Origin of the sequence: Enterobacter sp. MALB-1, from assembly GCF_041021625.1 — a bacterium.
GTDB lineage: Bacteria > Pseudomonadota > Gammaproteobacteria > Enterobacterales > Enterobacteriaceae > Enterobacter > Enterobacter oligotrophicus.
In genome coordinates this window covers 1,464,426-1,478,589 of sequence record NZ_JBDPJL010000001.1, presented here as the reverse complement: position 1 = coordinate 1,478,589, position 14,164 = coordinate 1,464,426, and the positions used below count along the sequence as shown (strand labels likewise).

Sequence of the window (14,164 nt, the reverse complement as noted above, 5' to 3'; positions counted from 1 at the left end):
CCGGGCGATTGGGCTGCACTGCGACCTGATGCCCTCTTACTTCAACGAGCCTTTCAGGAACTGCTGCAAACGTGGGCTTTGCGGGTTTGCCAGCACCTCGTCCGGATGCCCCTGCTCTTCGATTATTCCCTGATGCAGGAAGATAACGTGGTTCGAAACGTTGCGGGCAAAGCCCATCTCGTGCGTCACCACCACCATCGTTTTGCCCTCTTCGGCCAGCTTCTGCATGATGCGCAGCACTTCGCCGACGAGTTCTGGATCGAGCGCGGAGGTCGGTTCATCGAACAGCAAGACTTCCGGTTCCATCGCCAGCGCGCGAGCAATAGAAACACGCTGCTGCTGACCACCGGAGAGATGCACCGGATATTTAATCTGCTGGCGCTCATCAATACCCACTTTCGCCAGGTATTTCACCGCGCGCTCGCGGGCTTCCTGCTTGCTTAAGCCCAGCACCTGAATCGGCGCTTCCATCACGTTCTCCAGCACCGTCATGTGGCTCCAGAGGTTGAAGTGCTGGAACACCATCGTCAGGCGCGTGCGCAGCAGGCGGAGTTGATTCTTATCTGCCACCTTCAACTGGCCGTCTTTGTCACGCACCAGATTGATATTCTGCCCGCTCACCACAATCGAGCCTTCACTCGGTTTTTCGAGGAAGTTAATGCAGCGCAGGAAGGTACTTTTACCGGAGCCGGATGAGCCAATAATACTGATCACATCGCCCGCATTAGCCTGCAGCGACACCCCTTTCAGCACTTCATGTTCGCCGTAGCGTTTGTGCAAATCAATTACGTTTAATTTGTTCTCAGCCATCATCAGTCTCAGTGCGTCGAAGGTTTTATATGCTGCAACCAGCGTTTTTCAGCCTTACGGAACAGGCTAATCAGAACATAAGAGATAATCAAATAGAGCACTGCCGCAATGCCAAAGGCGGTAAACGGCTGGTAGGTCGCGGAGTTAATATCGCGGGCGATCTTCAGCAGGTCCGGCACCGTCGCGGTAAACGCCAGCGCGGTGGAGTGCAACATTAAAATCACTTCGTTGCTGTAGGCAGGCAGCGCGATACGCAGCGCCGACGGCAGAATGATGCAGCGATAGAGCTTCACGGACGAGAAGCCATACGCACGCGCCGCTTCGATTTCACCGTAAGGTACGGAGCGAATCGCTCCGGCAAAAATTTCAGTGGTGTAGGCGCAGGTGTTGAGCGTCAACGCCAGCACCGTACAGTTGAGGCCGCTGCGGAAGAAGGCGTTCAGCATCTCGGTGCCTTTCACAATCTCCAGCGTATACATCCCTGAATAGAACACCAGCAGTTGCACGTATAGCGGCGTCCCGCGAAATACATAGGTAAACAGCCAGATCGGGAACTGGATAAATTTATTGTTCGACACGCGGCCGATGGCGAGAAACACCGCCAGAATGCCGCCCATCACCACAGACGAAATCAACAGCCAGAGCGTAATCGCCACGCCGGTAAAGCGGTAGCCATCTGTCCACAGCAGCGATTTCCAGTATTCCTGAATAATCTCAATCACAGGTCAGCCCTCTTCACACCCACGGAGTAGCGACGTTCGAGCAGAAGCAGCACACCATTGGAGACGGTCGTAAAGACCAGATAAATCACGCCACACACCACCGCAAAGTAGAACGGCTCCCACGTACTTTTACCCGCCAGTTGAGTCGCTTTCACCACATCTTCCAGGCCGAGCAGCGAGACCAGCGCCGTGGCTTTGAGGATAACCTGCCAGTTGTTGCCGATGCCCGGCAGCGCGTAGCGCATCATGGCCGGGAACATGATCCGGCGAAAGGTCTGGGAAGCGGTAAACCCGAAGGCGGTCGCCGCTTCAATGTGCCCCTTCGGCACTGCCATATACGCGCCGCGGAAGGTTTCAGTGAAGTATGCGCCGTAGATAAAACCGAGGGTGATAATACCGGCCACCATCGGATCGATATCGATTTGCCCCATACCGATGGCATCCGTCACGCTATTTAGCGCGATCTGCAGACCGTAGAAAATCAGCAGCATCAGCACCAGGTCAGGAACACCGCGAATCAGCGTGGTATAGCCTTCAAAAATGAGCGCCAGCGGTTTATTGGCCGACAGCTTCGCCCCCGCGCCCGCCAGACCTATCAGCACCGCCAGTACCACGGAGCTAATAGCCAGCTCAAGGGTGACAAGCGCGCCTTGTAAAATAACGCCAGAAAATCCGTACAACATACCGCGTGCCCTGTCGTGTCGTGAGTGGTAGAACCGTGTCTTTTCCCCTCCCGCTGCGGGAGGGGCCGCACGTTATCTGACGGGGCAATTAGCCACCGTAAACATTAAAATCGAAGTATTTTTTCGCCAGCTTGTCGTAGGTGCCGTCTGCGCGCATTTCAGCAAACGCTTTATTCAGCGCCTCGCGCAGTTCGTTGTCTTCTTTACGCAGCCCCATACCGGTGCCGACGCCAAAGAGTTTCTCGTCCTTAATGGACGGACCGCCGAACTTGTAATCTTTACCCACTGGCTGCTTCAGGAAGCCTTCGCTTGCCGCGACTTCATCCTGGAATGCGGCATCAATACGGCCTGCCGTCAGGTCAGCGTAGATGTTTTCCTGGCCCTGATAGGAGACAATTTCAATCCCCTTCGGTGCCCAGTGCTCGTTACCGTAGGTTTCCTGCGTGGTGCCCTGCAACACGCCCACGCGTTTGCCTTTCAGAGATTCAATCGTTGGCTGAATGTCAGAGGAGTTTGCCACCACCAGGCGAGAATCCGCTGCGTAGAGTTTGTCGGTGAAGGCAATCTCCTGCTGACGTTTTTCGGTGATGGAAAGAGAGGACATAATCACGTCGATTTTTTTCGCTTTCAGCGACGGGATCAGCGCATCCAGCGGGTTCTCAACGTAGGTACATTGTACTTTAATACGTTTGCACAGCTCGTTGGCCAGATCGATGTCAAAACCCACCAGCTCCCCCTTCGCATTCTTCGATTCGAACGGGGCATAGGTTGGGTCAGTACCAATACGGATTTTCTGCGGAATCGCTGCGAATGCCGCGGTGGCGCTGGAAAAGGCCAGAACCAGAGAAAGTGACAACACCAGTTTTTTCATATCTATCCTCAACAGACTGTCTTCATACGGGATTTTTACGACGACGGGGTGTGGTTAATGTGCCATTAATCCCCTCTGCCAGGCAAAGATTAATGCCTTCCAGACGGTATTTTTTGCATTATTAGTGCTTAACTATGCACACAGCGATCCAATACAGTGCACAAACTGCACCATATTGGATCATTCACACCTGCAATGCACCAGAATGAAGCATTGCCGTCAGGCATTAATCACCGTAGACGTTGAAGTCAAAATATTTCTTTGCCAGTTTGTCGTAGGTGCCGTCTTTACGCAGCTCAGCAAAGGCTTTGTCGAAGGCAGCTTTCAGCTCGGTGTCGTCTTTACGCAGGCCAATGCCGGTGCCGTCGCCAAAGTATTTTTTATCTTTCACGGACGGGCCAGCAAAGGCGAAGTCTTTACCCGCAGGCTGTTTCAGGAAGCCTTCGCTCGCGGCGACTTCATCCTGGAATGCTGCATCCAGGCGTCCTGCTGCAAGGTCGGAGTAAATCAGATCCTGGTTCTGATAGGCCACCACATCAACGCCCTTCTCACGCCAGTTAGCATTGGCGTAGCCCTCCTGGGTAGAACCCTGAAGTACGCCCACATGCTTGCCTTTCAGCGAGTCGATGGTCGGCTGGATCGGGGAGCCTTTGGCGGCAATCAGACGTGAATCCGCAGCGTAAAGTTTGTCAGAGAAGGCAATCTCCTGCTGACGTTTTTCAGTGATGGAGAGAGAGGAGATAATGGCATCAATTTTCTTGGCTTTCAGCGACGGGATTAACGCATCGAAGTCGCTACCCACCCATGTGCATTTCACCGCAATGCGTTTGCACATTTCATTTCCCAGATCGATATCAAACCCAACAAAATCGCCTTTCGCATCCTTGGAAGAGAATGGCGCGTAGGTTGCGTCTGTACCGATACGTACAGTCTGTGGAAGCGCTGCGTAGCTACCTGCTGCTGCACTTAATCCCACGAGTAAAGACAGAGCCAGAACCGTCTTCTTCATACATTTACCCTCAAGTACCGTGATTTTATTATGGTTTGTGTTGTGTGTTGTGTTGCAGGCTTCTCTTGCAGGTCTTATGCCACATTGCCGTCTGGTCAAAATTTCGACGTTAAATATGTTAATAAAACGTTGCGATATTGCCTTAATGGTGAAAGATAGCAGGTCTGCCGAACGAACCGGAGAGAGAAAAAGGGAAAAAACGAATTAAATGTCGAGGATATGATCGCGGTTGCAGTTTTGCCCTGAAACAGGGCAACATCTCTTTTCATGCACATCGGTAGTGCACAGAATTACGCCCCCTGCCAGCGTGTGAAGAGATCTTCAGGCAGGTCAATATCAAACTGATCAAGAACACGATTGACCGTTTGATTAATCACATCATCCAGCGTTTTCGGACAGTGATAGAACGCCGGCACCGGCGGCATAATAACCGCGCCCAGCTCGGCGGCCTGGGTCATTAAACGCAGATGCCCCAGGTGCAGCGGCGTTTCGCGCACGCACAGTACCAGCGGGCGACGCTCTTTCAGCACGACATCCGCCGCGCGCGTCACAAGGGTGTCGGTATAGCTGTTCACAATGCCGGAGAGCGTTTTGATCGAACAAGGCAGAATCACCATGCCCGCCGTTTTGAACGAGCCGGAGGAGATGCTGGCGGCGATATCACGCGCATCGTGAACGACATCCGCCAGCGCCTGAACATCACGCAGAGAGAAATCGGTTTCGAGGGAAAGGGTCTGACGCGCCGCCTGGCTCATCACCAGATGGGTTTCTACGTTTGCTACGTCGCGCAGCACCTGCAGCAAACGGACGCCGTAAATGGCACCGCTGGCACCGCTGATCCCTACAATGAGTCGTTTCATGATTTTCGCCCTTACTGATTCAGGGCAGACTGTGCAGGATTTTGCGGGGAGTTGCAAGTGAGGGCATATACCCTCACTTGCAGAGGCATCAACCTTCGTTGTGCATCTCTAAACTTTCAAGATCGTTTTGCAGCTGAACGGCTTTCGCGTCGTCGTTACGCAGCGAGTCAAGGTAGTCGAGATACTGCTGGTCGACGTCTTTGGTCACGTAGATGCCATTAAACACGGAGCATTCGAACTGCTGAATATCCGGATTCTCGGCACGTACCGCGTCGATCAGATCGTTCAGATCCTGGAAAATCAGGCCGTCGGCCCCGATGATCTGGCGAATTTCGTCCACTTCACGACCATGAGCAATCAGTTCGTTGGCGGTCGGCATATCAATGCCGTACACATTCGGGAAACGAATTTCCGGTGCGGCAGAGGCCAGGTACACTTTCTTCGCACCGGCTTCACGCGCCATCTCGATAATTTGCTCGGAGGTGGTGCCACGCACAATAGAGTCATCCACCAGCAGGACATTCTTGTCGCGGAATTCCGCACGGTTGGCGTTCAGCTTGCGACGCACTGACTTACGGCGAAGCTGCTGTCCAGGCATGATAAAGGTGCGCCCAACGTAGCGGTTTTTCACAAAGCCCTGACGGTACGGTTTGTCCAGAATGCGGGCGATTTCCAGCGCGATATCACAGGAGGTTTCCGGGATCGGGATAACGACGTCGATGTCGAGATCGTCCCATTCGCGGGCAATCTTCTCACCCAGTTTGGTCCCCATGTTCACGCGCGCGCTGTAGACGGAAATCTTATCAATGAACGAATCCGGACGGGCGAAGTATACGTACTCAAACAGGCACGGGTTGCTGACCGGGTTGTCGGCACACTGACGGGTAAACAGCTGGCCCTTCTCGGTGATGTAGACCGCTTCGCCCGGCGCAACGTCACGCAGGAACTCAAAGCCCAGGGTATCCAGCGCCACGCTTTCGGAGGCCACCATATACTCGGTGCGGCCATCGCCAAGATCGCGCTTGCCGAGCACCAGTGGACGAATGCCGTTTGGATCGCGGAAGGCCACCATGCCGTGGCCAATAATCATCGCCACGCAGGCATAAGCCCCACGGATCAGGCGATTGGTTGCAGCAACGGCGGCAAAGATGTTGTCGGCTTCCAGCGGATAATGACGGAAGTTATCCAGCTCACTGGCAAAGATATTGAGCAGGATTTCAGAATCAGAAGTGGTGTTAATGTGGCGACGTTTCTCTTCGAACAGCTTTTTACGCAGCTCATGCGCGTTGGTCAGGTTGCCGTTGTGGGCAAGCGTGATGCCATACGGGGAGTTAACGTAGAAAGGCTGAGCCTCAGAGGCGCTGGAACTGCCAGCAGTAGGATAACGAACGTGACCGATCCCCATATTACCTTGCAGACGCTGCATATGGCGGGCTTCAAACACATCGTTTACCAGGCCGTTCGCCTTACGTAAACGGAAGCAGTTGTTTGCATCAATGGTGATGATACCCGCAGCATCCTGCCCACGGTGCTGAAGCACCGTTAACGCGTCATAAATCGACTGGTTTACCGGCATGAAACCGGCGATACCGACAATACCGCACATTCGTCTTTTCCTCGTTAAGCCACATCTCAGGGTTTATGCCCTGGGCAAGAAACTTGACGAGCTTTGCAGATAGTCAAAGAACCATCTGATGATGAAGCTGAACTCTGGAATGAGCTGCGATTTCTGCCAGTCTTCACTTTTAGAGAACCCGGTGAAGGTATCCAGGAAGAACAGTATCGCGGCCACTATCAGCACGCCTCGCAACGCCCCGAAACAGATGCCAAGCACCCTGTCCGTGCCTGACAGACCGGTTTTCTCGACCAGCTGGCCTATCACGTAATTGACGATAGCGCCGACAATCAGCGTCGCGATAAACAGCACCGCGATGGCGATTCCGTTTCGGACCAGTTCATCTTCAAAGCCCGTGAACCAGACAGACAGGTAAGTGTAGTAATGACTGGCAACAAAGAAAGCACAACCCCAAGTCACCAGCGATAACGCTTCACGAACAAAGCCACGGATCAGGCTAACCAGACAGGAAAAACCAATCACCGCAATGATGGCGTAATCAATCCAGACCATATGTGTCCCACGATTTAACGCCCTGTCATCCAGTTCGGGGCGAATTCTAACAGAAAAAGAAAACGTTTGCGTAGGGATTTCCTTCCCGCGCGTAAATAAAAAAGGCGCTGAAAAAATGTTCAACGCCCCCTCACCCTAACCCTCTCCCCAAAGGGGAGAGGGGACTGTACGATGCAGTCTGATACAAACAAGCTCGATGCGATTTTCACCCTCTCCCCGTTGGGGAGAGGGCCGGGGTGAGGGGTAGATCTTAATCAGTTCGCGCTGTAATTCATCACCACGCCGCTCAGCCCGGAGATTTGCTTCAGTTCGCCAAGCGATCCTTTCAGCTTATCTTTCGACGCTTCCGGCCCTATGAGGATGCGGGTAATTTTACCCTGCACCGGCGTGGAAGGTGAAGTGTAAACACGATATCCCGCACTGCGCAGTTTACCCACGACCTCATTAACTTTATCGGCATTTTTTAGTGCGCCGAGCTGCACAACGTAGGCTTTTCCGGTGGGTGCCGCGTCTTGTTTCGCCGGTGGTGGCGTTTCTGACGCAGCCGCCAGCTGCTCTGCCGCTTTATCCCGTTGCGGTTTTGGCTGCGGCTTTTCAACCGGCTTTGGTTTTTCGACAGGTTTAGGCTGCTCTACCGGAACCGGATCAATCTCAATATTGTTATTCGCCGCCAGACGCGACGGATCAAGAGACGGCGCTGCCGCATCGCCCGCCCGGACTTCTTCCGCTGCACCTTCTGGCGGCTGAGCAGGAAGTGCCTGCGTCGCTGCGGGCAGCATATCGGGCTCGTCACGATCGCCCGGTTTTGGCACCAGCGGAATGGCCGCAAACTCATCCTGGTAATGCTTTTTCTGCCCGTCGAGCAGTCCGGGGAGAATAATCACCCCGAGCGCGACCAGCACAATCGTTCCTGTTAAACGGTTCTGAAACTTACTCGCCACCGGTTCTCCCCGCGTCCATCACTTCCATGACATGTGCCACCGTGTGGAATGAGCCACACACCAGCACGGTATCTTCTGGTTTAGCATCCGCCATCGCGGCATGCCAGGCCTGCGCCACGCTATTGTAGATTGCACCTTTGCTGAGATGTTCCATCAATTGTTCAGCCGTGGCACCACGCGGCCCCTCCAGAGGAGCACAATACCAGCTATCGACCACACTCTCCATGCAGGCCAGCGTGCCGCCGATATCTTTATCATGAAGCATACCGATAACTGCCAGCACGCGCCCGGTTTTTGGTAACGATTTGAGACGTCCTGCGAGATACGCCGCCGCATGCGGGTTATGCGCCACGTCCAGAATCAGACGCGGAGACTCACTGACAATCTGGAAACGCCCCGGCAGGAGAGCATTCTGGATGCCCTCGCGGATCGCCTGTTCGCTCACCGTAAGGTTGCTGGCACGCAGCGCTGCCAGCGCGGTGGCGGCGTTAGGCTGCGGCACCTGCGGCAATGGCAGGTTGTCCAGCGTGCCCTGCGCATCGCTAAAGCGCCAGCCATCGGCTGTTACGTCATACTGCCAGTCCACACCGCGACGCAGCAAACGTGCGCCCTTCTCGTTTGCAACGTCTGCAATAGTGTGCGGCATATCCGGTTCGCCCACAACGGCAGGTTTACCTGCGCGGAAAATACCGGCTTTCTCACGGCCAATGCTTTCACGATCCGGCCCCAGCCAGTCGGTATGATCCAGCGCGATGCTGGTGACCACCGCCACGTCCGCATCCACCATATTGGTGGCATCCAGACGCCCGCCTAAGCCAACTTCCAGAATGACTACGTCCAGCTGCGCCTGTTTGAACAGCCAAAGCGCCGACAAAGTGCCGTATTCAAAATAGGTTAAGGAGATCTCACCGCGCGCCGCTTCAATTTCCGCGAACGACGCAGTATGTGCCGATTCCGGCAGTTCGGTATTTTGCACCCGCACGCGCTCGGTATAACGCACCAGATGCGGAGAGCTGTAAACGCCAACCTTATAACCGGCTGCCATCAAAACCGATTCCAGCGTGCGGCAGGTGGTGCCTTTGCCGTTAGTTCCGGCAACGGTAAACACGAAAGGCGCGGGTTTCAGCACATCAAGACGCGCGGCGACCTGGCTTACGCGCTCAAGCCCCATATCGATGGTTTTACTGTGCAGGTTTTCCAGATAAGAAAGCCACGCGGCGAGGGGCGACGTGGCTTGGGGAATGCTTTTATTTTCCATAATGCCCGGTTGTCATTAACGGTTTAGAAAGCAAAAGGGCAGCGCCAACCGGCCCTGCCCTTTTCAGTTATCAGGCCTCGGGTTCCTGATCCGGTACGACCACGCCTTCGCGCGGCTCATCCGGGTTTGGCGATGGCAGATTCATCAGCTTCGCCAGGATGCTTGCCAGTTTCAGGCGCATTTCCGGGCGGCGGACGATCATGTCGATAGCGCCTTTCTCGATGAGGAACTCACTGCGCTGGAAGCCCGGCGGCAGTTTTTCACGAACCGTCTGCTCGATAACGCGAGGACCGGCAAAGCCGATCAGTGCTTTAGGCTCAGCGATGTTGAGATCGCCCAGCATCGCGAAACTTGCAGAGACGCCCCCCATGGTTGGGTCGGTCAGCACGGAGATATACGGCAGACCACGCTCCTGCATTTTCGCCAGCGCTGCAGAGGTTTTCGCCATCTGCATCAGGGACATCAGCGCTTCCTGCATACGCGCGCCACCGGAGGCGGAGAAGCAGATCAGCGGGCAGTTATCTTCCAGCGCCTGCTCTACGGCACGCACGAAACGCGCACCGACCACAGAGCCCATTGAGCCGCCCATAAAGGAGAACTCAAACGCTGCGGCAACAACCGGCATCTCATGCAGGGTGCCTTTCATGACGATCAGCGCGTCTTTCTCGCCAGTCTCTTTTTGTGCAGAGGCCAGACGGTCTTTGTATTTTTTGGAATCGCGGAATTTGAGCACGTCTTTTGGCTCAAGTTCGCTACCCAGCTCTACCAGAGAGCCTTCGTCCAGCAGGCTATGCAGGCGGTTACGCGCCGACATACGCATGTGGTGGTCGCACTTCGGACACACCTCAAGATTGCGTTCCAGCTCCGCGCGATACAGAACCTGGCCGCAGCTATCACACTTCGTCCACACCCCTTCAGGAATGCTCGCTTTGCGAGTCGGGGTAATGTTGCTTTTAATTCGTTCAATCCAGCTCATTGATAACCTTTCTGCCTGAACCTGGTCGTATGCCAGTTTTGCTGTAAGAGGCGAATAATGCCATTTTTGCCTCCAACAGACCATGAATGTTGCACATTAAAACATAACAGCCCGAAACTTTGGATAAAAAAGTGGTCGAACCGCCAGTGCGCATTTACTTCGCTTGTTTTGCCGCCGCACGTTTATGACGAATAATTTCAATGACGCCCGGCAGAACGGAAAGCACAATAATCGCTACAATCAGTAACTTAAGGTTTTCCTGAACCACAGGCAGATCGCCAAACAGGTAGCCCGCATAGGTAAACAGCAGCACCCACAGCAGTGCCCCGACGACGTTGTACATCGCAAAATGACGATAGGACATATGCCCCATGCCCGCCACAAACGGTGCAAATGTACGCACAATAGGCACAAAACGAGCAAGGATAATGGTTTTCCCGCCATGACGTTCATAGAACGCATGAGTCTTGTCTAAATAGCTGCGGCGGAAAATTTTCGAGTCCGGGTTGCTGAATAACCGCTCGCCGAACACCCGCCCGATGGTGTAATTGACCGCATCACCGACAATCGCGGCGATGACCATCAGCACCACCATCAGATGCACATTCAGGTCATTGGTTGGCAATGCAGACAGCGCACCGGCCACAAACAGCAGCGAATCGCCCGGCAGGAACGGGGTAACAACCAGACCGGTTTCACAAAACAGAATGAGGAACAGAATGGCATATACCCAGACGCCATACTGCGCGACCAGCTCTGCCAGATGAACATCAATATGCAGGATGAAATCAATCAGAAAACGTATTACGTCCATATTGTCTAAGCCTTAATTGCACCTTTGTTTAGTCCGCTAAAAACAGCGGGCCCATTGGCGGTTTTGGCAGGTCAAACCGGTCCGGATAATCTACCGAGACCAGATACAGCCCTTCCGCTTTCGCCGTTGCTGCCGCAAGCGTTCTGTCCTTCGCTGCCAGCAGTTCTGCAATCCAGCTCTCCGGCTGGTGTCCGGCACCTACTTCCATCAGGCTGCCAACAATATTCCGCACCATATGATGTACAAAGGCATTGGCTTTGATATCGACCACCACATACGCGCCAAAACGACTGACGTTTATGTGCATGACGTTACGCCACGGCGTGCGGGACTGACACTGCACTGCACGGAACGACGTAAAGTCATTTTCTCCAGTCAAACACTGCGCCGCGCGATGCATGCGTTCAGCATCAAGCGGTTCATAAAAATGCGTCACGCCCTGGCTTAACACCGCCGGACGCAAACGCTGATTGTAGATGACATAGCGGTAACGGCGCGCGGTCGCGCTGAAACGGGCGTGAAAATCATCCGGCACAGCTTTCACCCAACGCACCGCGATGTCACCAGGCAAATTCGCATTTACGCCGAGCGTCCAGGCAGCATCCTTTCGCACGGCGGTAGTTTCAAAGTGAACCACCTGCCCCGTGCCGTGAACGCCGGCGTCGGTGCGGCCCGCGCAGAAGACGTTAATCGGCTCATTCGCCACCTGAGAGAGCGCTTTCTCCAGCTTTTCCTGGACGCTGCGCACCTCATTCTGACGCTGCCAGCCATAATATTTACTGCCATCGTACTCAATGCCGAGGGCAATTTTATGGACCGGCTTTTGTTCTACTTCCGACATCAGTACAGGTACTCCTGCACCAGTTTCTCGGCAATTTTGACTGCCATCAGCGCGCCGCCGAAGCGAACGTTATCGGCAACCGACCAGAACTGAACCTGCTCCGGCATACCGTAATCGTTACGCACGCAGCCAACCGAGAGATGCGCGCTGCCGGTGGCATCGCCCACCTGCGTCGGGAATTCACTCTCTTCAGAGAGCACAATATCTTCGCCACGGCCAAACGCATCGCGCGCTTCTTCTGCCGCCAGCGGACGCAAGGCTTCAAAGTTCACCATCTGTGCGTGACCGTAAAACACCGGCGACTGCACGCAACTGGCGGAGATCATCAGGCCGTCATCCTGCAGAATTTTACGCGCTTCATCGACGATGCGGCGCTCTTCACGCACCGATCCTTCACGATCCGGCAGCAATGGCAACATATTGAACGCAAGCTGGCGGCCAAAGAAATCGTCTTCGTCAATCGGAACGCCGTTCAGCAGTTTCGCGCTCTGCCCTGCCAGCGCGTCGACCGCTTTTTTGCCACTGGCAGAGGCAGACAGCAGGCTGGTCACGGTAATGCGCGACAGGCCACCGTCGTCGATCAACGGTTTCAGCGCGGTAAGCAACTGGCTGGTCAGGCTGTTCGGCACCGCGATGATGTTACGATTACGATAGTCAGCCAGCACAAACGGGTTCACGTCCGGCACCACCAGCGGGACATCCGGCTCCATTGAGAACAGGCCGCTCAGATCAATCACCAGACTGCCCGCATTGGTGGCCTCTTCAATGTAAGAGGCGGTAGCTTCAGCGCCCGCCGCGAAAAATGCCAGCTGCGCCTGGGTCCAGTCGAATTCGGCCGCGTCCTGAACCATGACGGATTTACCGCCAAAACGCAGATGCTCGCCCGCGCTGTCGGTACGCGCCAGTGCGTAAATCTCACCCACCGGGAACTGACGCTCAGCAAGGGTTTCGAGCAGGGCTTCACCCACGGCACCCGTGGCACCTAAAATGGCAATGTTCCAGCCTTCAGACATGGTGGTTTACTCCAGAAATAAAAAAGCGTCCCTGTCGGTATAGCCAACAGGGAGCATTAAGAAGATATTAACGTGCCGGATGGTGAACGGCGTTAAAACCCAGTTTATGTAGCAGCGCCGCCGCCGTTGCGTCGTCGCACATCACATACAGGGAAGACCACTCGCGGCGCTCAACGTAGTTCTTGCGCAGCTTATCAAACTCACCCGGAATAGCCGCTGATTTACGCAGCAGCGCGTCATCGCGGCGCACATCATACACCAAATGCACCAGCCTTTTCAGCGTTGCCTGATCCAGCGGACCATGCAGGGTAATGCGCCCGAACTCAGGAGCAGGGAGTAAGGTATCCAGCGCCACCTGCTGCGGATGGCCGATAAAGGCGCTGTAGGCCTCAAAGACCTGCGTCGTACCGCGCGCTTTACCTTCAAGCGTGTAACCAGCGATATGCGCGGTGGCGATGTCCACTTTCTCAAGCAGAGAGACGTTGAGATCCGGCTCCGGCTCCCAGACATCCAGCACCACGCTTACATCCTGCCCCTCTTCCAGACATTTCAGCAGCGCAGCGTTATCCACCACCGGGCCGCGGCAGGCATTTATCAGAATAGTGCCAGCCTTCAGACGGCGAATCAGCGCCTCATCGGCCAGGTGCAGCGACTTATACGGCCCCTCTTTAAACAGCGGCGTGTGGAAGGTGAGCACATCGCACTGTGCAACCAGCTCATCCAGCGCGCGGAAATCCCCTTCATCACCGTTATCTTTACGCGGCGGATCGCACAGCAGAGTGCGAATGCCCAGAGCTTCGAGACGTTTTTGCAGGCGTCCGCCTACGTTGCCCACACCAACTATGCCCACCGTGCGGTCTTGCAGCGCAAAGCCGTCACGCTCGGCCAGCATCAGTAACGAGGAGAAAACATATTCCACCACGGCAATGGCATTACAGCCTGGCGCAGCAGAGAAGCCAATCCCCGCCTGTTTAAGCCATTTGTCATCCACATGATCGGTCCCGGCCGTTGCAGTCCCGACAAACTTAATCGCTTTGCCAGCGAGCAACGCCTCATTTACTTTGGTCACCGAACGCACCATCAGCGCGTCGGCATCATCCAGTTCGTTGACCGGAATTGGGCGACCAGGGACAGCCTTAACATCGCCCAGGCGGCTGAATAGCTCGCGGGCGTAAGGCATATTTTCATCAACGAGGATTTTCACGTCTGAGTACCTGTTTGAGAGGAAGAAAACCTGC

General features: G+C 54.8%; 15 protein-coding genes. All 15 read right to left on the bottom strand.

All coding sequences use genetic code 11. The features are described 5' to 3' along the window. Positions 1–36: 36 nt before the first annotated feature. On the bottom strand, positions 37–810 hold the full coding sequence (hisP, locus tag ABGB15_RS07105) for a histidine ABC transporter ATP-binding protein HisP (protein ID WP_152081726.1): 774 nt from the start codon (positions 808–810) through the stop codon (positions 37–39). Between the two features lie 8 nt (positions 811–818). Then, a complete protein-coding gene (locus ABGB15_RS07100) occupies positions 819–1,532 on the bottom strand; it encodes an ABC transporter permease (RefSeq protein WP_010433272.1) in 714 nt (237 codons plus the stop codon). Further along, positions 1,529–2,215: a histidine ABC transporter permease HisQ gene (locus ABGB15_RS07095; RefSeq protein WP_215723810.1), complete on the bottom strand. Its 687-nt coding sequence runs from the start codon at positions 2,213–2,215 to the stop codon at positions 1,529–1,531. The genes ABGB15_RS07100 and ABGB15_RS07095 overlap by 4 nt, the downstream gene beginning before the upstream one ends. Before the next feature lie 88 nt (positions 2,216–2,303). Continuing rightward, on the bottom strand, positions 2,304–3,086 hold the full coding sequence (gene hisJ / locus ABGB15_RS07090) for a histidine ABC transporter substrate-binding protein HisJ (RefSeq protein ID WP_152081729.1): 783 nt from the start codon (positions 3,084–3,086) through the stop codon (positions 2,304–2,306). Positions 3,087–3,312: 226 nt separating this feature from the next. Continuing rightward, positions 3,313–4,095: a lysine/arginine/ornithine ABC transporter substrate-binding protein ArgT gene (argT, locus tag ABGB15_RS07085; protein WP_152081730.1), complete on the bottom strand. Its 783-nt coding sequence runs from the start codon at positions 4,093–4,095 to the stop codon at positions 3,313–3,315. A gap of 290 nt (positions 4,096–4,385) precedes the next feature. Then, on the bottom strand, positions 4,386–4,955 hold the full coding sequence (locus ABGB15_RS07080; RefSeq protein WP_215723809.1) for a UbiX family flavin prenyltransferase: 570 nt from the start codon (positions 4,953–4,955) through the stop codon (positions 4,386–4,388). Positions 4,956–5,043: 88 nt separating this feature from the next. Beyond that, positions 5,044–6,561, bottom strand: a complete 1,518-nt coding sequence (purF, locus tag ABGB15_RS07075) for an amidophosphoribosyltransferase (protein WP_152081732.1) — start codon at positions 6,559–6,561, stop codon at positions 5,044–5,046. Positions 6,562–6,594: 33 nt separating this feature from the next. Continuing rightward, a complete protein-coding gene (gene cvpA, locus ABGB15_RS07070) occupies positions 6,595–7,083 on the bottom strand; it encodes a colicin V production protein (protein WP_000262116.1) in 489 nt (162 codons plus the stop codon). A gap of 254 nt (positions 7,084–7,337) precedes the next feature. Beyond that, positions 7,338–8,024: a cell division protein DedD gene (dedD, locus tag ABGB15_RS07065; protein ID WP_215723808.1), complete on the bottom strand. Its 687-nt coding sequence runs from the start codon at positions 8,022–8,024 to the stop codon at positions 7,338–7,340. Beyond that, the gene (gene folC / locus ABGB15_RS07060; RefSeq protein WP_215723807.1) at positions 8,014–9,282 is read right to left on the bottom strand and encodes a bifunctional tetrahydrofolate synthase/dihydrofolate synthase; all 1,269 of its coding nucleotides are present in this window, start codon (positions 9,280–9,282) and stop codon (positions 8,014–8,016) included. Before folC ends, dedD begins: the two co-directional genes overlap by 11 nt. A 70-nt stretch (positions 9,283–9,352) precedes the next feature. Further along, positions 9,353–10,258, bottom strand: a complete 906-nt coding sequence (gene accD, locus ABGB15_RS07055) for an acetyl-CoA carboxylase, carboxyltransferase subunit beta (RefSeq protein ID WP_152081735.1) — start codon at positions 10,256–10,258, stop codon at positions 9,353–9,355. Positions 10,259–10,412: 154 nt separating this feature from the next. Continuing rightward, entirely contained in the window at positions 10,413–11,072 is a 660-nt protein-coding gene (locus ABGB15_RS07050) for a DedA family protein (RefSeq protein ID WP_008502599.1), read from the bottom strand. Between the two features lie 28 nt (positions 11,073–11,100). Next, positions 11,101–11,913, bottom strand: coding sequence for a tRNA pseudouridine(38-40) synthase TruA (truA, locus tag ABGB15_RS07045; RefSeq protein ID WP_215723806.1), 813 nt, complete (start codon positions 11,911–11,913; stop codon positions 11,101–11,103). Continuing rightward, positions 11,913–12,926, bottom strand: a complete 1,014-nt coding sequence (locus ABGB15_RS07040; protein WP_152081737.1) for an aspartate-semialdehyde dehydrogenase — start codon at positions 12,924–12,926, stop codon at positions 11,913–11,915. The genes truA and ABGB15_RS07040 overlap by 1 nt, the downstream gene beginning before the upstream one ends. A gap of 67 nt (positions 12,927–12,993) precedes the next feature. Beyond that, positions 12,994–14,130: a 4-phosphoerythronate dehydrogenase PdxB gene (gene pdxB, locus ABGB15_RS07035; protein WP_215723805.1), complete on the bottom strand. Its 1,137-nt coding sequence runs from the start codon at positions 14,128–14,130 to the stop codon at positions 12,994–12,996. Between the last annotated feature and the right edge of the window lie 34 nt (positions 14,131–14,164).